This is a genomic window from Lysobacter sp. F6437 (assembly GCF_052547215.1).
Genome location: NZ_JBQWRB010000004.1, coordinates 223,366 through 246,773, shown reverse-complemented (window position 1 = coordinate 246,773; position 23,408 = coordinate 223,366). Strand labels below are relative to the sequence as shown.

The 23,408-nt window shown below is 67.9% G+C and carries 19 protein-coding genes; 8 read left to right on the top strand and 11 right to left on the bottom strand.

From position 1 onward, the window contains the following. Positions 1–15 precede the first annotated feature (15 nt). On the bottom strand, positions 16–1,503 hold the full coding sequence (rng, locus tag ACT9F5_RS12890; RefSeq protein ID WP_445120354.1) for a ribonuclease G: 1,488 nt from the start codon (positions 1,501–1,503) through the stop codon (positions 16–18). Continuing rightward, positions 1,500–2,099 (bottom strand): Maf family nucleotide pyrophosphatase, encoded by a 600-nt coding sequence (locus tag ACT9F5_RS12885; RefSeq protein WP_445120353.1) that lies wholly within the window; start codon positions 2,097–2,099, stop codon positions 1,500–1,502. The genes rng and ACT9F5_RS12885 overlap by 4 nt, the downstream gene beginning before the upstream one ends. Positions 2,100–2,301: 202 nt before the next feature. On the opposite strand from ACT9F5_RS12885, the gene ACT9F5_RS12880 reads away from it, so the two are divergent. The 3 genes from ACT9F5_RS12880 (at position 2,302) to ACT9F5_RS12870 (ending at position 4,212) form a co-directional block, all read left to right on the top strand. Beyond that, positions 2,302–3,054: an SIMPL domain-containing protein gene (locus tag ACT9F5_RS12880; RefSeq protein WP_445120408.1), complete on the top strand. Its 753-nt coding sequence runs from the start codon at positions 2,302–2,304 to the stop codon at positions 3,052–3,054. A gap of 4 nt (positions 3,055–3,058) precedes the next feature. Further along, a complete protein-coding gene (locus ACT9F5_RS12875) occupies positions 3,059–3,244 on the top strand; it encodes a hypothetical protein (protein WP_445120352.1) in 186 nt (61 codons plus the stop codon). 281 nt (positions 3,245–3,525) lie between these two features. Next, complete coding sequence (locus tag ACT9F5_RS12870) at positions 3,526–4,212, top strand: TonB family protein (protein WP_445120351.1); 687 nt, start codon at positions 3,526–3,528, stop codon at positions 4,210–4,212. 49 nt (positions 4,213–4,261) lie between these two features. Here ACT9F5_RS12870 and rlmH read toward each other — a convergent pair whose 3' ends face one another. From rlmH to leuS, 6 genes are all read right to left on the bottom strand, one after another. Further along, positions 4,262–4,732: a 23S rRNA (pseudouridine(1915)-N(3))-methyltransferase RlmH gene (gene rlmH / locus ACT9F5_RS12865; protein ID WP_445120350.1), complete on the bottom strand. Its 471-nt coding sequence runs from the start codon at positions 4,730–4,732 to the stop codon at positions 4,262–4,264. 101 nt (positions 4,733–4,833) lie between these two features. Continuing rightward, a complete protein-coding gene (gene rsfS, locus ACT9F5_RS12860; RefSeq protein WP_445120349.1) occupies positions 4,834–5,277 on the bottom strand; it encodes a ribosome silencing factor in 444 nt (147 codons plus the stop codon). 53 nt (positions 5,278–5,330) lie between these two features. Then, complete coding sequence (gene nadD, locus ACT9F5_RS12855; RefSeq protein ID WP_445120348.1) at positions 5,331–5,996, bottom strand: nicotinate-nucleotide adenylyltransferase; 666 nt, start codon at positions 5,994–5,996, stop codon at positions 5,331–5,333. 1 nt (position 5,997) lies between these two features. Continuing rightward, positions 5,998–7,056: a DNA polymerase III subunit delta gene (gene holA, locus ACT9F5_RS12850; protein ID WP_445120347.1), complete on the bottom strand. Its 1,059-nt coding sequence runs from the start codon at positions 7,054–7,056 to the stop codon at positions 5,998–6,000. A gap of 1 nt (position 7,057) precedes the next feature. Continuing rightward, positions 7,058–7,774 (bottom strand): LPS assembly lipoprotein LptE, encoded by a 717-nt coding sequence (locus tag ACT9F5_RS12845; RefSeq protein ID WP_445120346.1) that lies wholly within the window; start codon positions 7,772–7,774, stop codon positions 7,058–7,060. Positions 7,775–7,867: 93 nt separating this feature from the next. Beyond that, positions 7,868–10,633 (bottom strand): leucine--tRNA ligase, encoded by a 2,766-nt coding sequence (gene leuS, locus ACT9F5_RS12840; RefSeq protein WP_445120345.1) that lies wholly within the window; start codon positions 10,631–10,633, stop codon positions 7,868–7,870. Positions 10,634–10,781: 148 nt separating this feature from the next. On the opposite strand from leuS, the gene trxA reads away from it, so the two are divergent. From trxA to ACT9F5_RS12815, 5 genes are all read left to right on the top strand, one after another. Next, positions 10,782–11,657 (top strand): thioredoxin, encoded by an 876-nt coding sequence (trxA, locus tag ACT9F5_RS12835; protein ID WP_445120344.1) that lies wholly within the window; start codon positions 10,782–10,784, stop codon positions 11,655–11,657. Positions 11,658–11,702: 45 nt separating this feature from the next. Further along, positions 11,703–12,191, top strand: coding sequence for a DUF4442 domain-containing protein (locus ACT9F5_RS12830; RefSeq protein WP_445120343.1), 489 nt, complete (start codon positions 11,703–11,705; stop codon positions 12,189–12,191). Positions 12,192–12,328: 137 nt separating this feature from the next. Continuing rightward, the gene (locus ACT9F5_RS12825; protein WP_445120342.1) at positions 12,329–14,347 is read left to right on the top strand and encodes a protein kinase domain-containing protein; all 2,019 of its coding nucleotides are present in this window, start codon (positions 12,329–12,331) and stop codon (positions 14,345–14,347) included. A gap of 28 nt (positions 14,348–14,375) precedes the next feature. Then, positions 14,376–15,041 carry a DUF502 domain-containing protein gene (locus ACT9F5_RS12820; protein WP_445120341.1) on the top strand — a complete coding sequence of 222 codons (666 nt, stop codon included), beginning with the start codon at positions 14,376–14,378 and terminating at the stop codon, positions 15,039–15,041. Between the two features lie 171 nt (positions 15,042–15,212). Further along, on the top strand, positions 15,213–16,982 hold the full coding sequence (locus ACT9F5_RS12815; protein WP_445120407.1) for a DUF885 family protein: 1,770 nt from the start codon (positions 15,213–15,215) through the stop codon (positions 16,980–16,982). Positions 16,983–17,227: 245 nt separating this feature from the next. Here the strand turns inward: ACT9F5_RS12815 and ACT9F5_RS12810 are convergent, their stop codons facing one another. From ACT9F5_RS12810 to ACT9F5_RS12800, 3 genes are all read right to left on the bottom strand, one after another. Beyond that, positions 17,228–18,571, bottom strand: a complete 1,344-nt coding sequence (locus ACT9F5_RS12810; RefSeq protein ID WP_445120340.1) for a DEAD/DEAH box helicase — start codon at positions 18,569–18,571, stop codon at positions 17,228–17,230. A 302-nt stretch (positions 18,572–18,873) separates the two neighbouring features. Then, positions 18,874–22,470: a M1 family aminopeptidase gene (locus ACT9F5_RS12805; RefSeq protein ID WP_445120339.1), complete on the bottom strand. Its 3,597-nt coding sequence runs from the start codon at positions 22,468–22,470 to the stop codon at positions 18,874–18,876. Between the two features lie 13 nt (positions 22,471–22,483). Beyond that, positions 22,484–23,395 (bottom strand): ATP-binding cassette domain-containing protein, encoded by a 912-nt coding sequence (locus ACT9F5_RS12800; protein WP_445120338.1) that lies wholly within the window; start codon positions 23,393–23,395, stop codon positions 22,484–22,486. Positions 23,396–23,408 lie beyond the last annotated feature (13 nt).

The following is a 23,408-nucleotide window of genomic DNA, read 5'->3' as shown; positions in this document are numbered from 1 at the left end:
GCCCTCGCGCGTCCTTCAGAGCAGCACGACATCGAACTGCTCCTGCGCGTACTGGTCGTCGGGCTGGAACTGGATCGACTTGCCGAGGAACTCCTCCAGTTCCGCCACCGCCGCCGACTCTTCATCGGTGATGCGCGCGACCACCTTCGGCGACGCCATCACCAGCAGGCGCTCGGCGTCGAACTGCCGGACCTGGCGCACGATCTCGCGAAAGATCTCGTAGGTGACCGTCTCCGGGGTCTTGAGCATGCCACGGCCGCTGCACTGCTGGCAGGGCTCGCTGAGCTGGTGCTCGAGGCTCTCGGTGGTGCGCTTGCGGGTCATCTCGACCAGTCCGAGCGGCGAGAAGTCGTAGACGGTCGTCTTGGCGTGGTCGCGCGCCAGCGATTTCTCCAGCTGGCGCAACACTTGGCGCCGGTGCTCGACATCCACCATGTCGATGAAGTCGATGATGATGATGCCGCCGAGGTTGCGCAGCCGAAGTTGCCGCGCGACCGACTGCGCCGCCTCCAGGTTGGTGCGGTAGACCGTTTCCTCCTGGTTGCGCTGGCCGAGGAACGAGCCGGTGTTGACGTCGACCGTGGTCATCGCCTCGGTCTGGTCGATCACCAGGTAGCCGCCGGACTTCAGCGGCACCTGCCGCGCCAGCGCGCGCTGGATCTCGTCCTCGACCCCGTACATGTCGAAGATCGGACGGGCGCCGGCGTAATGCTCGATCTTCTCGTCGAGGCCGGGCATGTACTGGGCGGCGAACACGCGCAGGCGCTCACAGGTTTCGCGCGAGTCGACCCGGACCTTCTCGACGTCGCGCCGCATCAGGTCGCGCACCGCGCGCAGCGGCAAGCTGAGGTCCTCGTACACGCGCTGGCCGACCCGGGCATCGCGCGAGCCGTTGGCGATCAGCGCCCAGGCCCGGCCGAGGTAGCCGATGTCCTCGGCCAGCGCCTCGGCCGGCTGCGACTCGGCGTTGGTGCGGACGATATAGCCGTGCTGGTCGCCGTCCGGGGCCAGTTCAGTGACATGCCCCTTCAGGCGCGCGCGTTCGGTCTCGTCCTCGATCCGCGCCGACACGCCGATCACCCGCGTGCGCGGCAGCAGCACCAGGTAACGCGACGGGATGCTGAGCTGCGTGGTGAGCCGCGCACCCTTGCTGCCGATCGGATCCTTCACCACCTGCACGATGATCTCCTCGCCATCGCGCAACAGTTCGGCGATCGGCCGGGTCGGGGTCGGCGGCAACGGCGCTTCGTCACCGTCGCCATTGCCCACCGACGGCGGCTTGAAGATGTCCGCCGCGTGCAGGAACGCCGCGCGCTCCAGCCCGATGTCGACGAACGCCGCCTGCATGCCCGGCATCACCCGCTGCACCCGGCCCTTGTAGATGTTGCCGACCACGCCGCGGCGCCAGCCACGCTCGATGTGCAGCTCCTGCAGCATGCCGTTCTCGACCACCGCGACGCGGGTCTCGCGCGGGGTGACGTTGATCAGGATCTCCTCGCTCATGCAGCCCCCGCGTGCTGCGGCCCGAAAGCGACGCCCAAGTCGAAACCCGCCAGCAACCGCGCGGTCTCGTGCAGCGGAAGACCCATCACGCCCGAATAGCTTCCATCGAGGCGGGTGACGAACACTTCCGCGCCGCCCTGGATCGCATAACCGCCGGCCTTGCCGAACGGTTCGCCGCTGGCGACGTAGGCGTCGATCGTGGCGTCATCGAGATCGGCGAAGGTGACTTTCGATACCGACACCGCCTGCAGTTCGCGTGCCGGCGATACCAGCGAGACCGCCGATATCACTTCGTGGGTGCGGCCCGACAACCGCCGCAGCATCGATGCCGCATCGGCGGCGTCGGTCGGCTTGCCGAACACCTCGTCGTCGAGCACCACCTCGGTGTCCGAACCCAGCACCAGCGACGACGGGTTGGTCACGACCGACAGCATCCCCGCGCCAGCCTTCTCGCGCGCCACCCGGCACACATAGTCCCGCGGCGGCTCGCCGGGTTGGCGATGCTCGGGGATATCGATCTCGAGAACGCCGAAATCGAGGCCGAGCCGGCCCAGCAATTCGCGGCGTCGAGGTGATTTCGAGGCGAGATAGAGCATCACGATCCAATGGCGGGAGGGCGGCCGCCGCGCAAGCCCCAGCCAGCGCGCCCCAGCGATCGCCCAGACGCCGGAAAGCATACCCTGCGGTGACTGAGCGCCAGCCGACGACGATCGCGTAACCCCGACGGGGCTCACGGTTCGTTCACCCCCTTGCAACAGACTCTTCCCCATCGATACCAAGGAGTTATCCATGCTTCGGATGCTGTCCCGTTCCGCCCTGCCCCGCACCGTGCTGCGCCCGCTCGCACTGGCCACCGCCCTCGCCTTCGGAGCCGCCGCCATGACCGCCAACGCCCAGACCGCCACCGCCCCGATATCCAGCAACGGCACGCTGCTGTCGGTATCGGCCCATGCCGAAGTGCAACGGGTCCCCGATATCGCCCACCTCTCGACCGGCGTGGTCACCCGCGCGGCCGACGCCAAGGCCGCGATGCAGGCCAACGCCGAACAGATGAACAAGGTGGTCGCGGCGATCCATGCCGCCGGCATCGCCGAGCGCGACGTGCAGACCAGCGGCGTCAACCTCAACCCGCAGTACAACTACACCGACAACCAGCCGCCGACCATCACCGGTTACGAGGCCCGCAACACGGTCGACGTCACCGTGCGCGACATCGGCAAGCTCGGCGAGATCATGGACGTGCTGGTCGGGGTTGGCGCCAACCAGATCCACGGCCCCAGCTTCGAGGTCGACGACAAGGAGTCGGCCTACGACGAAGCCCGCCGCGGAGCGATCGAGAAGGCCCAGGCGCGGGCGACGATGTACGCCAAGACCCTGGGCATGAAGGTGCGCCGCATCGTCAGCATCAGCGAGGGCAATGGCGGCTTCAGCCCGCCGGTGCCGATGATGGCGATGGCGCGGATGGAGAAGGCCGGGGCCGACACCTCGATTTCACCGGGCGAGAACACCTTGTCGGTCGACCTCGATGTCGTGTTCGAACTTGGGAGGTAACCCGATGGCAGCGCACAAGTCAGCCCCACCCTCGCCGGACCCCAGGGCCGGCGAGAACCCCGGCTACGCCGAACCCAGGCCACGTGACAAGGACGACGCCCGGCAACCGGACCCGCGAAAGAAGCCCAACCCCGACGAGGGTGGCATGGAGCGCGAGCCGGAACGCGACCCCGGCGCAGCGGACGACTGAAAGCCGGAGCATTCCGGCTCCGGGATTCCACCGAACCACATCGAGCAGATTCAGGGCCCGCGAAATGCGGGCCCTGTTTTTATGGGCACGAGGTTCCGCAATCGACCGCCGGTCCGTCCGGAGGCGCCGCTCTTCGGCCAGTGATTGCCGTACCGGTGCGTACGGAGCAGCTTGGGTTCGTGGGCGCAAACCACAGGCGTGGGGCCATGCCCTTCACCGGCAACCCCACTCCCGGCGTCCGCGCGTTGATCACTACAACGGCAGACAACAGGAGGTGGACCATGCAACACGCACTGTCTTCCCGCTTCGGCGGCGTTGTTGGCGAGCAGGGTTTGGACCCGGGACGGATCATCGCCAGCGCCGGCGCACTCGCGATCCACGTGGTGGTACTGCTGTTGCTGCTGGTCCCGGCGAAGCTGCCGCCGTTGGCACCGGAAGCCGTGCGCCTGCCGGACATACGCTTGATTCCACGCAAGCAGCCGGTGCCGGTGGTTCCGGTTCCGGTTCCGGTGGAAGTCGCGCCACCCAAGGCGATCCCGGATCCGAAGCCGGTCGCGGCGACGCCGACACCGCCCATCGAAGCGCCGCAACCGATGGTGGCGCCGCAGCCGATGGACATCCCGGTTGTACCCGCCACACCGGTCGCGATCACGCCTGCGGTCGAACCGGCCAGCCAACCCACGACGATGACCGGCGCCACCCTGCGCTACGCCGCCGCCCCGCCGCCGCCCTATCCGGTCCGTGCGCTGCGCGCAGGCGCCGAAGGCACGGTACTGCTGGAGGTTCTGGTGGATACCGATGGGCAGCCGCTGGAGGTCACCATCGCCCGCAGCAGCGGCCATCGCGAACTCGACCGCGCCGCGTTGCGCCACGTACTGGCGCACTGGCGATTCCAGCCTGCGCTGCGGGACGGCCACCCGGTGCGGGCGATCGGCCTGGTGCCGATCGGGTTCTCGCTGCAGCGTTGACCGGAAGCTTCGCCGTGGCAGCCGCCGCGGCGAAGCATTGGCCTGGCGATCAGGCCCGGTGGTAGGGATGATTGGCCAGTAGGGCGGCGGCGCGGTACAGCTGCTCCGCCGCGACCAGCCGCACCAGCATGTGCGGCAGCGTCAGCGGCCCCAGCGACCACGACTCGTCGGCGCGTGCCAGCACATCGTCGGCGTGTCCTTCCGGCCCGCCAATCAGCAACGCCAGGTCACGACCCTGGCCGCGCCAGTGTTCAAGCCGCTGCGCCAGTTGCTCCGAACTCCACGGCTTGCCACGCCCGTCGAGGGTCACCACCAGCGGGGATTTCGGCAGCGCCGCCAGCACCCGTGCGCCTTCATCCGCGGTCGCGCGGGCAATGTCGCGGTTCTTGCCGCGCAGGCCGGGTTCGACTTCGACCAGTTCCAACGGCAGCCAATGCGACAGGCGCTTGCGATAGTCCTCGAAGCCCTCGGCCACCCAGTGCGGCGCGCGGTCGCCGACCGCAATCAGTTTCGCCTTCATGCGGGCATGGTATCGGGTTGCGGAGCGCTTCCGTGGCAGCCAGACGAAAACGGCGCCGTGGGGCGCCGTGATCGGACATGCGCACGAAGCGCCGGCGAAGACTAGAGCCTGTCTTCGGCGTCGGTCTCGCCGCGGTGGTCGTCGCCGTACTCGTCGATCCCTTCCGGCGGCTCGTCGCCAACCGTCCACAGCCGTTCCAGTGCGTAGAACTCGCGCACCCGCGGCAGCATGACGTGGACCACGACATCGCCGAGGTCGACCAGCACCCACTCGGCCTCGCGCTCACCCTCGACACCCAGCGGCATCACGTCGAGCTTCTTGGCGAAGCGAACCACCTCGTCGGCAATCGACTTGACGTGGCGCGACGACGTACCGGACGCGATCACCATGTAATCGGTGACGCTGCTCTTGCCGCGCACGTCGATTTCGACGGCGTCCCTGGCCTTGAGTTCGGCGACCGCATCGCGCACCGCCTTGAGCAGTTCATCGACGGAAGGCGGCGGGCTCGGCAGGCGGGTCTTGATGACTTGGGCTTGACTGGTCAAAGGCTGGCTCGGTGTGGGATGTGGACATGCATGGGGGGCACGCCGGGGGAGAATTATAGCGAAGCTGGCGACGAGGCCCCGGCTCCGTACAGGTTGTGACGCTCGATATAGGCGGCGACGGCTGGGGGGACAAGTTCGCTCCAGGGCCGCCCATCGGCGATCCGGCGGCGCACGTCGGTCGCCGATTCGGGCTGCAGGGGCTGCCGCAGGCGCAGCACCCCACCTGCCGGAAGCGCATGCAGCGAGGCGGCCGAGTCGGCCCAACGCGCCCCGAGGAAGCCCTGCAACGGTTCCGGCAAGGGGTCGTCGATGGTCGAGCCGGGACGCTCGGCGACCACGAAATGGGTGACGTCGAACAAGGCCTGCCAGTCCTTCCAGTTGGGCAGGTCGAGCAGGCTGTCGGCGCCGATCAGTAGCGCCACCGGGGCATCGGGGCCGAATTCGTCGCGAATCTCGCGCACGGTGTCGATGCTGTACGAGCGGCCATCGCGCTGGAGTTCGCGCCGATCGACCGCGAGCCCGCGCTCGCCGGCCACGGCAAGGCCGAGCATCCGCGCCCGATGTATCGCACTCGCGCCCGGGGTGTCGCGGTGCGGCGGATCGGCGGCCGGCATCAACCGGACGGTTGCATCCAGCACGTCGCGGGCGTGGCGGGCGACCGCCAGGTGGCCGTCGTGGACGGGGTCGAAGGTGCCGCCGTAGAACACCCGCAATTGCATCTCAGGCGACCCGGGCTCGGGCCAGCAGCCGCAATGCGCGTGGCTCGGCGACGGCCAGCAACAGGCGCTCCAGTGCCAGCCAAGGATCCATCGGCTCCTCGCCGGGCCGTCCGCGGCCCTTGGACAGACGATCGACCCGCCCGGCCTGCGACACGAATGCGTCCCAGCGCGGCGCCGGGTGCCGCTTCAGCGCGCGCTGGTACATCGGCTGCTTGGAGTCCCAGATCCGCCGGGCCTTGAACTCGGCGCCAAGATTGCCGCCGCGCGCGGTCACCCGAGCCAGTGCGGCGAGGACCTGCAGCTCCTTGACCACCATCCCGAGCAGCGCCGGCACCGCCTCGCCCTCGGCGCGCAGGCCGGCGAGCATGCGCGAGACCTGCCCGGTGTGGCCGTTCATCGCCGCGTCCATCACCCGGAACACGTCGAAGCGGGCGGCGTCGGCGACCAGCGATTCCATCGTCGCCGCGTCGATGCTGCTGCCGTCGGACAGCAATACGAGTTTGTCGATCTCCTGCGCGGCGGCGAGCAGGTTGCCGTCGACCCGTTCGGCCAGTTGCTGCACCGCGTCGCGGTCGGCGCGCAGGCCGCGCGAGCGCAGGCGCTGCTCGATCCAGCCGGGTAGTTCGTGCGGCTTGACCGTCCACGCCACGCTGACCCGGCCGACGCGACCGATCGCCTCGCTCCACTTGCCGCCGTGCTTCTTGCTCCACTCGCCGGCCGTGACCAGCAGTACCACGTCCGCTGGCGGGTCGGCGCAAAAATCCAGGATCACCGCACTGCCGTCCTTGCCGGGCTTGCCGGTGGGCAGGCGCAATTCGACCAGGCGCCGGCTGGCGAACAGGCTGGGCGCGCGGAAGCTGGCCTGCATCGCGTCCCAGTCGGGTTCGCGGCTGCCCTCGGCATCGAACACTTCGCGTTCGGCAATGCCCTGCGCGCGGGCCGCGGCGCGCACCGCGTCGGCGGCTTCGAGCACCCGCAGCGGTTCCGGCCCGGCGATCAGGTAGGCCGGCTGCAGCCCGGAGTCGAGCTGGGCGACCAGCTGTTCCGGTTTCAGTTCCATTTCAGCGGGGCTGGCCGGGCGTGGGCTCGACGGGATTCTCGGCGGGCTCGGTCCCGGAGGCCGGTTCCACGTCGTTGGCGGGTACGTCCGTGGCGGACGCCTCGCCCTCGGCCGGTTCCACCGGTAGCGGAGCCATCGCCTCGGCCGCCTCCATCGCGGCCTGGGCGGCATCGGTCAACTCGATGAACACCTCGTCCGAGCCGCCGACCAGCGTACCGCCGCTGGCCGCCGCGTCGATCCGGCGCAGCACGGAAGCGGTCATCTCCCGTTGCATCTCGCGGACGAGGGTGTCGCGCTCGCCCTCGGTACCGATCGAGTTGGTCGGGATCGAGATGTAGGCGCGCGCAAGTTCGATGCTCTGTCGCGGCACCAGCACCGTGCCGTCGCCGTTGCGCAGCTCGAACAGCACCGCGTAACGCAGGTTGAACTCCTGCGCGCGGCCCCGCTCGTCGACGCTGATCGGGGTGTCGCCCCACTTCTCGACGATGACGTCCAGTACCGCCGGGCTCTCCGTGTCGGGCGTCGCGGGCTCCGCGCCGGCGCGGGTCAGTGCCATCGCCAGCGATTCCGCCAGCGGGCTGTAGCGATCGCTCGAAACCACTTTCACCGGGTCCAGGTCCGCCGGCAGCGTCAACGCGTCGCGTAGCTGGAAACCGCATGCGGACAATCCCAGCAGCAATGCCAGGGCCAGGACGAGGGACAGCGGATGTCGGATCATCGGGGGAGTCTGTACGAGGCGGGAGACCGCATCAAGCGCGAAAGCGACGGCAGGCTGAACCGGTGCGCCCACGGAGCGCGCCCACGATATCGATCAGCCCGCCACGATATTGACGATCTTGCCCGGCACCACAATCACCTTGCGCACGCTCAGGCCGTCGAGGAATTTCGCCACGCCCGGTTCGGCCAGCGCCAGTCGTTCGGCGTCCGCCTTGTCGATGTTGACCGGTACCTCGATCGTGCCGCGCAGCTTGCCGTTGACCTGCACCGCCAGCGTTACCGCGTCGCGCGCCAGCGCGGCCGGGTCGGCGACCGGGAACGGCACGTCCTCCAACAGCGTCTCCGGATGGCCGAGCGCCTGCCACAGCACGTGGCTGACGTGCGGGGTCACCGGATTGAGCAGCAGCACCATGGTTTGCAGCACCTCGTGGCGTACCGCGCGGCCCTGGTCGCTCATGTCGGTGAACTTCGACACGTGGTTGAGCAGTTCCATCAACGCGGCGATCGCGGTGTTGAAGCTGTGTCGGCGGCCGTAGTCGTCGCCGACTTTCTGGATGGTCTCGTGCAACTGCCGGCGCAGGGTTTTCTGTGCGGCATCCAGCACCGCAGGGTCGACCTCAGGATGATCCGGCTGCGACACATGGGTCGTGACCTCGCGCCAGAACCGGCGCAGGAAACGCGCCATGCCGTCGACGCCGGACTCGTTCCACTCCAGTGATTGCTCCGGCGGCGCGGCGAACATCGAGAACAGCCGCACGGTGTCGGCACCGTATTTGCCAACCATGGTCTGCGGGTCGACGCCGTTGTTCTTCGACTTCGACATCTTCTCGGTGCCGCCGATCACCACCGGCTTGCCATCGGCCTTGAGCGTCGCGCCGGTGATGCGACCCTTCTCGTCGCGGACGATCTCGACGTCGGCCGGGTTGATCCAGTCCTTGGCGCCGTTGTCGCCATCGCGATAGAAGGTCTCGGCGATCACCATGCCTTGGGTCAGCAGGTTGCGCGCCGGCTCGTCGCTGTCGACCAGCCCCTGGTCGCGCAGCAGCTTGTGGTAGAAGCGGAAATACAGCAGGTGCAGGATCGCGTGCTCGATGCCGCCGATGTACTGGTCGACCGGCAGCCAGTGGTTGGCACGCGCGTCGACCTGGGTGTCGGCGCCCGGCGAGGTGTAGCGCGCGTAGTACCAGCTCGACTCCATGAAGGTGTCGAAGGTGTCGGTCTCGCGCTCGGCCGCGCCACCGCAGGTCGGGCAACTTGTCTTGCGCCACTCGGGATCGGCCTTGATCGGCGAGCCGGTGCCCATGAACTCGACGTCCTCGGGCAACACCACCGGTAGCTGGTCCTCGGGCACCGGTACCGCACCGCACTTGTCGCAGTAGATCACCGGGATCGGGCAGCCCCAGTAGCGCTGGCGGCTGACGCCCCAGTCGCGCAGGCGGTAGTTGACCTTGCGCGCGCCGCGGCCTTCGGCCTCAAAACGCTCGGCGAGCGCATCGAACGCCTGCTGGAAATCCATGCCGTCCAGTTCGCCGGAATTGACCAGCCAGCCGCGCTCGGTGAACGCGCCCTGCTCGGCCAGCCGCTGCTGGAACTCCTGGACCACCTGAACCGCGGCGCCGGTGTCGTAGGCGTCGGTCGCGCGCGACTCGCCCAGGGCGGCGCCCATCGGGTCGGCATGCGCGCCGAGGTCGCGCCGGATTTCCTCCAGTGCATCGCGCACCGCGTTGGGCACGACTACGGTGGCGATCGGCAATTGGTAATGGCTGGCGAACTCCCAGTCACGCTGGTCGTGGCCCGGCACCGCCATCACCGCGCCGGTGCCGTAGTTCATCAGCACGAAGTTGGCGACGTACACCGGCACCTCTTCGCCGCTGACCGGATGCAGCGCGCGCAGGCCGGTGTCCATGCCGCGCTTTTCCTGGGTCTCCAGCTCGGCTTCGGTGACGCCGCCCTTCTTCAGGTCGGCGATGAACGCGGAGAGCTCCTCGTTGTCGCACGCGGCGCGCGTTGCCAGCGGATGTTCGGCCGCGATCGATATGAAGGTCACGCCCATCAGGGTGTCCGGGCGTGTGGTGTAGACCGTCACCGGCTCGAGCGCCCCGCCGTCGACATCACGCACGTCGAAGCGGATCTCCAGCCCTTCGGAGCGGCCGATCCAGTTGCGCTGCATGGTCTTGACCGCGTCGGGCCAGCCGTCGAGCGTGTCGAGGCCGTCGAGCAGCTCCTGCGCGTAGTCGGTGATCTTGAGGGACCACTGCGGGATCTCGCGCTTTTCCACCAGCGCACCGGTGCGCCAGCCGCGGCCGTCGATCACCTGCTCATTGGCCAGCACGGTCTGGTCGACCGGGTCCCAGTTGACCACCGAGTTCCTGCGGTAGGCCAGGCCCTGCTTCATCAGCCGCACGAACATGCGCTGCTCGTGCACGTAGTACGACGGCTGGCAGGTGGCGAACTCGCGCGACCAGTCGATCGCGTAGCCCATCGCCTGCAATTGCTGCTTCATGTGCGCGATGTTGGCGTAGGTCCACTTGGCCGGCGCGGTCCTGTGCTTGATCGCGGCGTTCTCGGCCGGCAGGCCGAACGCGTCCCAACCCATCGGCTGCAGCACGTTGTGGCCGGTCATCCTTTTATGGCGGCTGATGACGTCGCTGATCGTGTAGTTGCGCACGTGGCCCATGTGCAACGCACCGGACGGGTACGGCAGCATCGACAGGCAGAAGTACTTGGGCTTGTCGGACGCCTCGTCGACCTCGAACGCCCGGGTGCCATTCCAGAACTGTTGCGCGGCCGCCTCCACGGCTTGCGGATCGAACGCCCGCGGGTCGGTGGAGGTCGGGTCGGTTGCGGCTTCAGTGGACACGGCGGCGGCGCTGCTGGGAGGGACCGGCAAGCCTACCGCAGCGCACAAATGCCCGCCATGCGGGGCGCAGCGGGGTGGGACATCACGGTTTCCTTGGATTCGCCCGCCTGCGGCACCATGTCCGGCGAATCGACACACGGAAGCCACCATGACCGCCGACGCCGCCAAGCCCCACGTATTCGACGCCACCGCCGACAACTTCGAGGCCGAGGTCCTGCAGAAGTCATTGCAGACGCCGGTACTGGTCGATTTCTGGGCCGAATGGTGCGGGCCGTGCAAGCAACTCGGGCCGGTGCTGGAGAAGCTGGCGGGCGACTACAACGGTGCATTCGTGCTGGCCAAGGTCGATGCCGACAAGGAACAGCAACTGGCAGGCGCGTTCCAGGTACGCTCGATCCCGACCGTGTTCCTGGTCAAGGACGGCCAGGTCGCCGACGGCTTCCCCGGCGTGCTGCCGGAGGGCCAGGTCCGCGAGTTCCTCAAGCACCACGGCATCGAGCCGGGCGAGCCGGCGCCGGCCGCCGAAGCCGTCGAGGTCGACACCGCTCCGCCCGACCCGCATGCCGAAGTCGTGCGCCTGCGCCAGGCGGTGGCCGAAGCCCCCGACCAGGACGAGCTCAAACTCGACCTCGCCCTCGCGCTGCTGCGGACCGGCGCCGCGGCCGAGGCCGAGCCCCTGCTCGACGCCCTGCCCGCCAACCTCGCCACCGACGACCGCAGCGTGCAGGCGCGTGCACGGCTGGGCTTCATCGCGCAGGCCTCGACCGCGCCGCCGGCGGAATCGCTGCAGCAGGCGATCGCGACCGATCCGGGCGACCTGCGGGCACGGCACCAGCTCGGGGTCCGGCAGATCGCCGACGGCCAACCCGAAGCCGGGCTGGAGCAGTTCATCGAAATGCTGCGGCGCGACCGCGACTTCGACGACGGCCTGCCGCGCAAGGCGCTGATCGATGCCTTCCGCATCATCGATGACGCCGCGCTGGTCAGCCGCTACCGCCGCAGGATGTCGTCGTTGCTGTTCTGACCGGTCGACTGTAAATATACGCATGCGTATGGCAGGCTGTCGGGCATGAACCCGACCCTGCTCCGCCACGGCCTGAACCTGTGGCCGCCCTTCCTGTTCAGCGGCATCCACGTCTGTGCCATCAGCGACGACTACCGCCACGCGCGCGTCGAGTTGCGCATGCGGCCCTGGAACCGCAATTACGTCGGCACCCACTTCGGCGGCAGCCTGTTCGCGATGACCGACCCGTTCTGGATGCTGCTGGCGATGCAGGCGATCGGCCCCGACTACGTGGTCTGGGACAAGGCCGGGACGATCGAGTTCGTGAAGCCCGGCCGCGGCACCGTGCATGCGCGCTTCGACCTGGACGACGCGGTGCTCGACGAACTGCGCACGGCCACCGCCGGAGGCGACAAGGCGTTGCGCTGGTTCGACACCGATATCCTCGATGAACAGGGCGACGTGGTCGCACGCGTGCGCAAACAGCTGTACGTGCGATTGAAACCCCGGGTCCGGGAGACCACCCCGGACACATCCGCTCGCGGCGCCGACTGACCCCCAGCGTCACTTTCCCCAGCAGCTTTCCGACCATCTTCACGGTTCCCCGCGGAATCGGCGTCGCGGCGTCGCGGGCACGATTCACCCCGCAGCCCGGCAGGGGTATGCTCATCGTCCGCGACAGGGGGGCCGCGATGTCTTTCCCGCTGAACAACGACACGCTTGCGATGCCCTTGCCCGAGATCAAGGGCTACCGTCTGCTGCGCGTGATCAACCACGGCGGGATGTCGACGGTGTACCTGGCCGAACAGCTCGACCTCGGGCGCGAGGTGGCGATCAAGGTCATGGCGAGCCAGGCGCTGTCGGATGAAGTCAGCCGCCGGCGGTTCGAGAACGAAGTGCGCACGATCGCGCGCCTCGAGCATGCCCACGTCGTGCGCATCCACGAGCTCGGCCGCACCCGCAACGGCCTGCCCTACTACGCGATGCCCTACCTCGCGCGCGGCCATCTGGGCCAGCGCAGCTTCCAGCTGGAGGATGGTGGCACCGACGAGCCGCGCGTCGTCGAGACCTTGCGTGCGCTGCTCTCGGCGCTGCAGTACGCGCATGGCCACGGCGTCGTCCACCGCGACGTCAAGGCCGAGAACGTACTGTTCGACGACACCGAGCGTCCGCTGCTGGCCGACTTCGGCATCGCCCTGCGGCGTGGCTTCGGCCCACGCGTGACCGCCGCGGGACTCGCGGTGGGCAGCACCGCCTACATGGCGCCGGAGCAGGCGCGCGGCGAGGATGTCGATGGCCGCGCCGATCTGTACAGCCTCGGCGTGCTCGCCTGGGAAATGCTGGCCGGCCACCTGCCCTACCAGGCCGCCGACGCGCTTTCGATGGCGGTCATGCACGCGCAGGACCCTATCCCGAAACTGCCAGCGCGATTGCGCCATTGGCAGCGCTTCATGAACCGCGCGCTGGCCAAGCATCCCGGTGAGCGCTTCCACGACGTGGCGCAGATGTCCGCCATGCTGGACCGGGTGGAGCGACGCCGCAGCTGGCCGCGCCTGGTCCAGTGGCGCGACCGCCTGCTGGTCCCGCTGCAACGTGTTCCGCGCGCGGCGTGGGCAGGCTCGATCGTGCTCGCCGCACTCGCGGCCGGCGGCATCCTGCTGGCCGGAGGCAACCGCGAAGGCAACAGCTTCTTCCGTGCCGGTACGCCTGCGATCGCCGAGGCACCGCCCGCCGACCCGATCGCGTCGATGATGCAGCCGCTGCCGGAGGCGCCCTTGCAGATCGCGTTGGCCGACGCGCAGCGGCAGATCACCCAGCGCAACCTCACCGCCCCGGTCGACGACAACGCCATGGAAAGCGTGCTGCGCGCCTACGACGTCGAACCCGGAAACACCGAGGTCGCCCGTGTTGTCGACGAACTGACCGGCGCACTCGGTGCCGAGATGATCGCCAGCCTCGGCAAGCGTCGCGACACCCAGGCCCGCGAATACTTCGACCACATCGGCCGGCTCGGCGACCGGACCGCCAGTACCGACAGTCCGGTGCGGCTCCAGCTCGCGCAGGACACCACCAAGGCCCTGCAGGCGCGGATGGAGAAAGCCGCCCGTGACTTCGACCGGAAGCAGGCCGCCGAAGTGATCGCGCTGGCCGGCGCGCTCGGCGTTCCCGACGACGCCACGCGCCGGTTGCAGGCCCGCGCCGATGCCATTCCCGAGCGCGGCGAGGCGCTGCCCGACGATCCGGCCGGCAGCGTGCTCGGCAGCGACGGCAACGCGATCAGCCGCAAACCGGTGAACCGCGACGAGTACGCACGCTTCGCCACCCTTACCGGCCGCGACGCCGCGCGTTGTCGCGAGCGCGCCTCGCTGCTGCGCGTGCTGTCGCCCCGCAACTGGCGCGACCCCGGCTTCGGCCAGGGCGACAACGAGCCGGTGGTCTGCGTATCGCTGCGCGACGCCGAGGCCTACGCGCAGTGGTACAGCCGACAGACCGGGCACAAGTACCGGCTGCCAAGCACCGCCGAATCGCGCCAGACCGCGCCGGAAATCAGCGGCCGCGACCTGTCGCTGTGGCTTCGCGACTGCGGCACCGACTGCAACCAGCGCAAGGTCATCGGCACCTCGTGGCGCAACCGTGAAACAACCCAGCGCCTGCTGGAAGCCGAACGCGGCTACGACGACGTCGGCTTCCGCCTGGTCCGCGAGCTGTAGCGCCGCGCAGCCCCGTACAATTCGCGGAATGCGCAATCCCCCCACGCTGAAGCGCCTGTTCCTGACCGGCCTGTTGACCCTGTTGCCACTGTGGCTGACCTGGGTGGTCGGCAAATTCGTGTTCGTGCTGCTGTCGGATACCAGCCGGCCATTGACCGGACCGATGCTGACCCGGTTGGCGAGCGACTATCCGCATATCGCCGGCTGGCTGGCGCAACCCTGGGTGCAGACGGTGATCGCGCTGGTGGCGACCCTGCTGGTGATCCTGCTGTCGGGCGTGATGGCCCACCGCGTGGTCGGCCAGCGGCTGCTGCGCTGGTTCGAGGCGATGATCGGCCGGGTACCGTTCGCCAACACCATCTACGGCAGCGCGCGGCAGTTGCTCGACATCCTGCAGACCAAGCCCGACGGCACCCAGCGCGTGGTGCTGATCGACTTCCCGCACACCGAGATGAAATCGATCGGTTTCGTTACCCGCGTGCTCAGGGAGCAAGGTACCGGTCGCGAACTGGCCGCGGTGTACGTGCCGACCACCCCGAACCCGACCTCCGGATATCTCGAGATCGTGCCAGTCGAGAAGATCACCCCGACTGACTGGACGGTCGACCAGGCGATGAGTTTCATCATCTCAGGCGGCGCGGTCTCGCCCGACTCCATTCCGTTCTCGCCGCCCTCCGCAGCGCCGCAATCCTGACCGCGGCCGCGGTTCCCGGACGCAGGTGACCTATGGCCCATGCCGGGGCCGGCGCCAACGCCGACGCTCGGGGGTCAACCTGCCCCGTCGGGACACACCCGTCGAACCCCGGAGACCGCGATGAAGCCACGCGCCACACGTTCCCTGCTCGCCCTTGCCCTCGTCGCCGCGATGGCCGGTTGCAGTCCGACTGCCGCCAACGATGCCGCGCAGGCCGCCGGCACCAGCCAGGTCGCCGAAGACAAGGCCGCGCAGCTCGACCAGTTGTACGCGCAGTACTGGGAGGAGATGCTGCAGCTCAACCCGCTGGCCGCGACCTTCCAGGGCGACCCGCGCTACAACGACCAGCTGCCGAATTTCCTGTCCGCGGAATATCGCCAGGAGTCGCACGACTTCACCATGCGCTGGCTCGAAAAGATCGAAGCGGTCGGGTCGGAAGGGCTGGAAGGCCAGGCGTTGCTGAGCTACGAGATCTTCGTGCGCGACGCGAAGGACGAACTCGCCAGCGAGAAGTTCCCGAGCTGGAAGCAGCCGATCAACCAGTTCTACAACCTCGCCAACATGGCGGTGCAGCTCGGCTCCGGCACCAGCGCGCAGCCGTTCAAGACCGTCGAGGACTACGCCAACTGGCGCAAGCGCGCGTCGCAGGTGCCGGTGTTGTTCGACCAGGCGATCGCCAACATGAAGCTCGGCGTCGAGGCCGGCGTGGTGCAGCCCAAGGTGCTGATGGACAACGTCGTCGACCAGCTCGACGCGCTGATCAAGGACAAGCCGGAAGACACGCTGTTCTGGAAGCCGGTCGAGTCGATGCCCGAGTCGTTCTCCGATGCAGACCGCGAGCGCATCACCGCGGAATACCGCGGGATGATCGACAAGGAGCTCATGCCGGCCTATCGCGAACTGCGCGAGTACGTCGCCAACGACTACATGGCGCACGCGCGTGACAGCGTCGGCATGGCCGCGCTGCCCGACGGCGAAGCCTGGTACGCGTTCAACGCGCACAACTCGACCACCACCGACCTGAGCCCCGCCGAGATCCACCAGATCGGGCTGGACGAAGTCGAGCGCATCCATGGCGAGATCCGCAAGGTCATGGTCGAGGTCGGCTTCGAGGGTTCGCTGCAGGACTTCTTCGAATTCATGAAGACCGATCCGCAGTTCAGCTTCGAGAGCGAAGAGGCCTTGCTGACCTATTACCGCGCGCTTGAGGACAAGATCAACGCGAAGATCCCGGAGCAGTTCTCGCTGACGCCGAAGGCGCCGTTCGAGATCCGCCCGGTCGAAGCGTTCCGCGCCAAGTCCGCGGCCGGCGGCTCCTACATGACCCCGAGCGAGGACGGCACGCGCCCCGGCATCTTCTACGTCAACACCTACGATCTGCCGACCCGAAAGACCTGGGACGCGGAAGATCTGTACCTGCACGAGGCGATCCCGGGCCACCACTTCCAGCTCGCGCTGCAGCAGGAGCTCACCAGCCTGCCGGACTTCCGTCGCTTCGGCGGCGAGACGGCGTTCACCGAAGGCTGGGGCCTTTACGCCGAGTCACTGGGCAAGGACCTTGGCGTCTACACCGACCCGTACAGCTACTTCGGCTACCTCCAGAACGAGTTGTGGCGCGCGATCCGGCTGGTCGTCGACACCGGCCTGCACAGCAAGGGCTGGACGCGCCAACAGGTCATCGACTACATGCTGGAGAACTCGGCCGAGTCCGAGACCCAGGCCACCGCCGAGGCCGAGCGCTACATGGCGATCCCGGGCCAGGCGCTGGCCTACAAGATCGGGGCGTTGCGGATCCAGGAGATGCGCGACAAGGCGGAGGCGGCGCTGGGTGACAAGTTCGACGTGCGCGAATTCCATGCCGAAGTGTTGAAGGACGGCTCGGTTCCGCTGGACGTGCTGGAGGACAAGATCAACCGCTGGATCGAGTCGAAGAAGGCATAGCGTCTGGCGTCAGGTGCAAAGCGAAAGGGCCGGCATATGTCGGCCCTTTTCTTTTGTCGGGGCGACGTTCCCCCGGTTTTGAGTAGCGTGCCGACGGCCCGGATTTGAACTATCGGGTGCCGCCGCGGGCTGAAGGCAGCATTCCGGTTTCGGTGTGGCGCAGGCAGGAATGAAACGGGCTATAGAAAACAAAAAGGCCGGCATTTCTGCCGGCCTTTCGTCAATACAGTTCGCGATGCCAGCCGTCAGGCGGCGCCGCCACCACCACGGCGCGAGTCACGACCACCCTGTCCGCCGCCGCGATGCTGTTTCGGCCCGGCGTGGGCATGGCCCTGGCGTGCAGCTGCCGGCTTGCCGTGGCCGCGGTTGCCCGGGGCGCGACCGGCCGGGCGCGGGCCGCGGTTGCCGGCGTTCTGGCGCGGATTCGGGATCGCGACATCGAGGCGGATCGGACGGCTCGGCTCGTAACCGGCGACCGTGATCAGCTCGACGTCCTTCTTCAGGATGCGCTGGATCTGCCGCAGCAGTCCACCCTCGTCGTGCGAGACCAGCGACAGCGCCTCACCGCTGGCACCGTTACGACCCGTGCGGCCGATCCGGTGCACGTAGTCCTCGGCCACCATCGGCAGGTCGAAGTTGATCACCAGCGGCAGATCGGGGATGTCGAGACCGCGGGCAGCAACGTCGGTCGCCACCAGCACCCGGGCGCGGTTGGTCTTGAAGTCGCGCAGGGCTTTCTGGCGCTGGGCCTGGCTCTTGTTGCCGTGGATGGCGACCGAACGCAGGCCGGCGGCATCGAGCTGCTCGGCCAGGCGGTTGCAGCCATGCTTGGTGCGACCGAATACCAGCACCTGGTCATGCGGGCGCCTGGCAATGATGTCGATCAGAAGGTCGCGCTTGCGCCCGCTGTCGACCGGATGCGCGATGTGGGCAATCGTATCGGCGATGGTGTTGTTGGCCGCGACCTGCACCTGCTTCGGGTTGCGCATGAACTGCAGCGCGAGCTGCTTCAGTTGCGCCTCGAACGTGGCCGAGAACAGCAGGGTCTGGCGCTCGCTCGGCAGCTTGCCGAGGATGCGCTTGATCGCCGGCAGGAAGCCCATGTCGAGCATGCGGTCGGCCTCGTCCAGCACCAGGACCTCGATGCCATCGAGGCGCGCGGTGCCGCGCTCCATGTGGTCGATCAGCCGACCCGGGGTGGCGACCAGCACGTCTACGCCACGGCGCAGCGTGTCGACCTGCGGGCCCATGCCGGCGCCGCCGAAGATCGTGCAGAAGTTGAGGCGCAGGTGCTTGGCATAACCGCGCAGGCTGTCGTTGACCTGCACCGCCAGTTCGCGCGTCGGCACCAGGATCAGCGCGCGCGGCTTGCGCGGGCCGTTGGCGGCGGTCTGCTTGGACAGGCGGTTGAGCAGCGGCAGGCCGAACGCGGCGGTCTTGCCGGTGCCGGTCTGGGCGCCGCCCAGCAGGTCGTGCCCGGCCAGCACCAGCGGGATCGCTTCGGACTGGATCGGGGTCGGGGTGGTGTAGTTCTGCTCGGCGAGCGCGCGCAGCAACGCGGGCGCAAGCCCGAGGGATTCAAAAGACATTCTGGAACTCCGGATACAAAGGGAACCGCAAGCGAATGCGGTGTAACCCGGAGCGTTCCCAAACCGCGCTGCGAGTTTTCTGATTTGACGATGCCGGATGCTCCGGAACCGTGTCGGCGCGACGAAAGACGTGCGGGATAAAACCGTGGTCGCGATACCGGCCGTTTGCGGGCCGGGCGTGCGACGGTAGGCAACCTGGGAAAGGCAGCCGTGCGCTGAACAGGCGAATCCTACGGGAAAGGCCTGTCCAGCGCCAGCACCGCGCAATTCCCGTTCAGGGTGCCGCGGCGCAAGGCACCCGGCTACATCGAGATGCGCTTGCGGTTGTCCGACGAGACCCGGTCGATCAGCTTGTTGTACGGGTCGAAGCCGGCCTCGTACGGCAACCGGTCGACCACGACGGTCAATGTGGGCGAGTCACCGGTGATGTGGTGGCGCTCGAGGTACAGCACCTCCTCGTCGGCCTCCTCGCCAGACGGCCCGCGCGCGAACACGCCGACTTCGATCCAGTCGTCGAGCGTCGCGGTGGTCTCCTTGCCCTCGCCGTCGGCGTACAGCTTGGCGGCGTGCAGGTCGAGGGTGACCTCGTACTTGCCGTCGTCGCGCTTGACCGCGGTGACCGCCTCGACGCGGTTGTCGTAGAAGCTGATCTTCTCGAACAGGTCGGTGATCAGTTGCTCGTGCCGGGGCCCGGCTTCGGCGCGGATGTACTCCAGCAGCTCGGCCGAGGTCGTGAACGGTGCGTGCTGGTAGGCCTTGTCGGCAAGGAAGCGCGACAGCGCGCGGTTCAACGCGTCCTCGCCGATCTCCTCGCGCAGCCGGTAGAACACCAGCGAACCCTTGCGGTAATGGATGTACTGCTGGTTCTCAACGCGGTACAGCGGCAGTTCCTCGATATTCTCGCCGGCGCGGCCGGACAGGTAGCGATCCAGCTCGTACTTGAGGAAGCGCCGCATCTTTTCGCGGCCGTACTCCTTCTCCATCACCATCAGCGCCGAGTACTGCGCCAGCGATTCGCTGAGCATGGTCGAGCCCTGCACGTCGGCGCCGATCACCTGGTGCGCCCACCACTGGTGCGCGATCTCGTGCGCGGTGACGTAGAACACATAGTCGATCGCGTCCTCGTCGCGCAGGTCGGCAATGAAGCCGATCGACTCGGAGTACGGGATCGTGCCGGCAAAGCTCTGGGCGAAGCTGTTGTAGCCGGGGAACTCGATGATCCGCACCTGCTCATGCTGGTAGGGACTGAAGTTCGCCTCGAAGTAGACGAGCGACTTCTGCACCCCTTCGATCATGCGGTCGACGTTGTACGGGTGCTTCGGGTCGTAGTAGACCTCAATCGGGATCTCGTCGGCGGTGCCGGCCTTGTACGCGCCCTTGCGCACCTCCCACTCCGCCGACAGGGTCGCGTGGAAGTTCAGCATCGGCCGCTGCATCGCGTAGTCGAAGCAACGCCGGCCATCGCGCTCGTACTCTTTCTGCAACAGCCCTGGCGCCAGCGCGATCTGCTCCGGCGTGGTGCAGACGGTGGTCTTGAACGCGATCCAGTCGGCGTCGTCACTGATGTAGGTGTTGGCGCGCGCGGCCTGGTCCTCCAGTTTGGCCATGCGCGGCAACTCCTCCATGCCGCGCTTGCGGCGCTCGTTGCGGTCGCTGATCTGGCCGCGGTCGGAGTAGCCGAAGCGCGGCAGCAATTCCTCGGAATTGAAGAACGTGCCGTTGTCGACCACGTTGGTCCAGCCGACGTCGTTGCCGAAGCCTTCGCGCGCATAGCTCACGGTGAAGTCCATCCGCCGCGTGTCGCCCGGTTGCATCGGCGTGCCGAGGCGGTAGATGCGATAGCCGAGCCGCTCGTCGTTGCTGGCTACCGAGGCTTCGCCGAACCCGAGCCGGTCCAGCCCGGCGTCCGGGTACCACTGGACGTGCAGTTCGGTGATCGGCACGTCGTGCGGGTTCATCACCGTGTAGTGCCCGCGGACCTGCACGCGTTGCTCGTGCGGGTACAGGTCGATTTCGGTCTGGACCGCCGTGATCCGCGGCTGCGGCAGGCCGCGGTACTTGCGGTATTGCTCTTCGTAGCGCTGCTGGCGATCGAGCGCATCGTCGCCGGCCAGGTATTCGTTGCGGACGTTGCTGTTCCAGAAGATGAAACCGCCCAGCAACGCGAACACGGCCACGCTCGCCGCCAGCGCCCAGCCGCGGCCGCCGCCCAGCCGCTGCCGCGCGAGGCGGAAGCGCTCGCGCCGGCTCGGTGCGACGCCACGCACCCAGAACGCCGCCGACAGCAGCAGCAACGCCAGCAGGCAGGCACCCCAGTACGACTGGAACCACAACCGCCCGGCGAGGAAGTGGCCGTATCCATTCATGTCGGAGTACGGCGCCTCGGGTGCCGAACCGTAACTGTAAAGGTTGTGGTCGAAGTCGAGGAAGCCGAGCGTGCCCTGAAGCACCAGCCACCCGATCAGCAGTCCGTAGCCGACGAACTTGTTGTTGCTCAGCACCTGCAGCACCAGCGCCAGTCCGCCCATCAGCACGAACGGCACCGATCCCAGCAGCAGCTCCCGCGCATACAGGCCCGGCTCGATCGCGGTGAAGCCCTTGGCCAGCTGGAACCCCATCGCCGCAACCGCGCCGACCGCCTGGAACGCCAGCACCACCGCCGCCAGGCTCGCCATCTTCGCCGCCAGTGGCACCCAGTCCGGCATCGGCATCGCATCGGTGACTTCACCCAGCCGCGCACCGCGCTCCTTCCACACCAGCTCGCCGGCGTAGAACATCACGATGAAGACCAGCATGAAGCTGAAACCGCCCTGCAGCGTCGTCACCATCAACGACGTGACCGGATGGACCCGGGTGCCGTACATGCTTTCGGCCATGCCGGCGATGGCGAGGAAGTTGGCGACCGCGAACAGCAGCATCACCAGGAACGGCACGCCGCGGAACACGCCGACCGTGTCGAAGCGCCACAGCCGCAGGAACTGCGACCACGAGACCGCCGCGCCCGTCGCGGGCACCACCCGTGGCGGTACCGCCACGACCGGCTGCACAGGCGCCGCCGCCAGCTTCGCCTTGCGCCGCCTGAACCAGCCGCGGCCGGTACCGGTGCGCTGCGGCTTGAACAATGCGAACGCCGCGGCCACCAGCCCGACCGACACCGACAACCACAGCGCCCGGTTGGCCAGCAGGTAGCCGGCCAGCTCCGGCAACTCGCGGTTGTGCTGGTCGGCCGACCAGTAGCGGGTGGTCCGGTCCAACGCAGTCATGCCCAACGGGTCGATCAGGGTGGCCAGCCAGACGTTGTCGAGGTCGGCGGTCAGCACGCCGGCCACCGAGTTGAGGATGAAGAAGCCGATCACCCCGAGGTACACCACCAGCACGCTGCGGGTGGTCACCGCCAACAGTGCCAGCAGCGCACCGCTGAACAACAGGTTCGGGATCACCAGCACCCCGAAGCCCCAGGCATACGGCGCCAGCGAGAACGCGCCCAGCCGTTCCGGGTCCACCCACGGCATCAGCGGTCCGATCATCAGGCCCAGCGCCACCGCCAGATAGATCACCAGGCACGCGGCCACCGCGGCCAGGAAGCGTCCCAGCAGGAAGTCGCGCTTGCGCATCGGGCTGGAGAAGAACAGGTCGGCGGTGCCGAGCTCGAAGTCGCGCAGCAGCGCGCCACTGATGAAGCTGACGATCGCCAGCAGCCCGAGCACGGTGAACACGCCCAGGAACTGGACGACCACCGTCGGCGCGTTGCGATCCACGTTGCCGACGGCATTGCCTACGACGATCGCGTCGGAGCTGGCGGCACCGAACGCGAACAGGCCGAACATCAGCGCCAGCAGCCATAGCAGCGGCGCACGCAACTGCTGCCGCAGCTCGAAGCGGAAGAATTCGAAGGTCATGTCGAGTCCCCGTTCAGGCCGCGTCGGCTTGGGCAACACGGCGGGCCTGCTGGCGCAGGCGCTGGAAATAGACGTCCTCGAGATCGGGCGCGACCTGCTCGAAGCCCTCCTCCGGCCGCTCGGGCGCGAACACGTGGATCACCGGGTTGCCCGCGACCAGCCGGGTCGACAGCACGGTGTGCCGGCTCTCGTAATCGCCGAGCGTGGCCTTGGCCACCTGCTTGCGCCAGACCTGGTTGGCCAGCGACTCGATCGCGTCGTTCGGCCGGCCGGTCAGCAGTACCTGGCCCTTGTTCATGATCGCCATCGTCGGGCACAGGTCGGTCACGTCCTCGACGATGTGGGTCGACAGGATCACCGCGACGTTCTCGCCGATCTCCGCCAGCAGGTTGAGGAAGCGGTTGCGCTCCTCCGGGTCGAGGCCGGCGGTGGGCTCGTCGACGATCACCAGCCGCGGGTTGCCCAGCAGCGCCTGGGCGATGCCGAAACGCTGGCGCATGCCGCCCGAGAACGTACCGAGCTTGCGCTTGCGGGCATCCCACAGGTTGACCTGTTGCAGGAGCCCGTCGACCACCTCGCGGCGCTGCCTACGGGCGGTCAGGCCCTTGAGCACCGCGAAATGCTCCAGCAGGTCCTCGGCACTGACCTTGGGATAGACGCCGAAATCCTGCGGCAGGTAACCGAGCTGTCGGCGCACAGTGTCCTTGTCGCGCAGCACGTCGATCGGGCTTCCATCCGCGCCTTCGAGGGTCACGCTGCCGTGATCGGCTTCCTGCAGGGTCGCCAGGGTCCGCATCAGCGAGGACTTGCCGGCGCCATTGGGACCGAGCAGCCCGAACATGCCGCGCGGGATGTCGAGGCTGACGTCATTGAGTGCGTGGACGCCGTTGGCGTAGGTCTTGCCGAGTTCGCGGATTCGGAGCATGTACGTCCCTGCC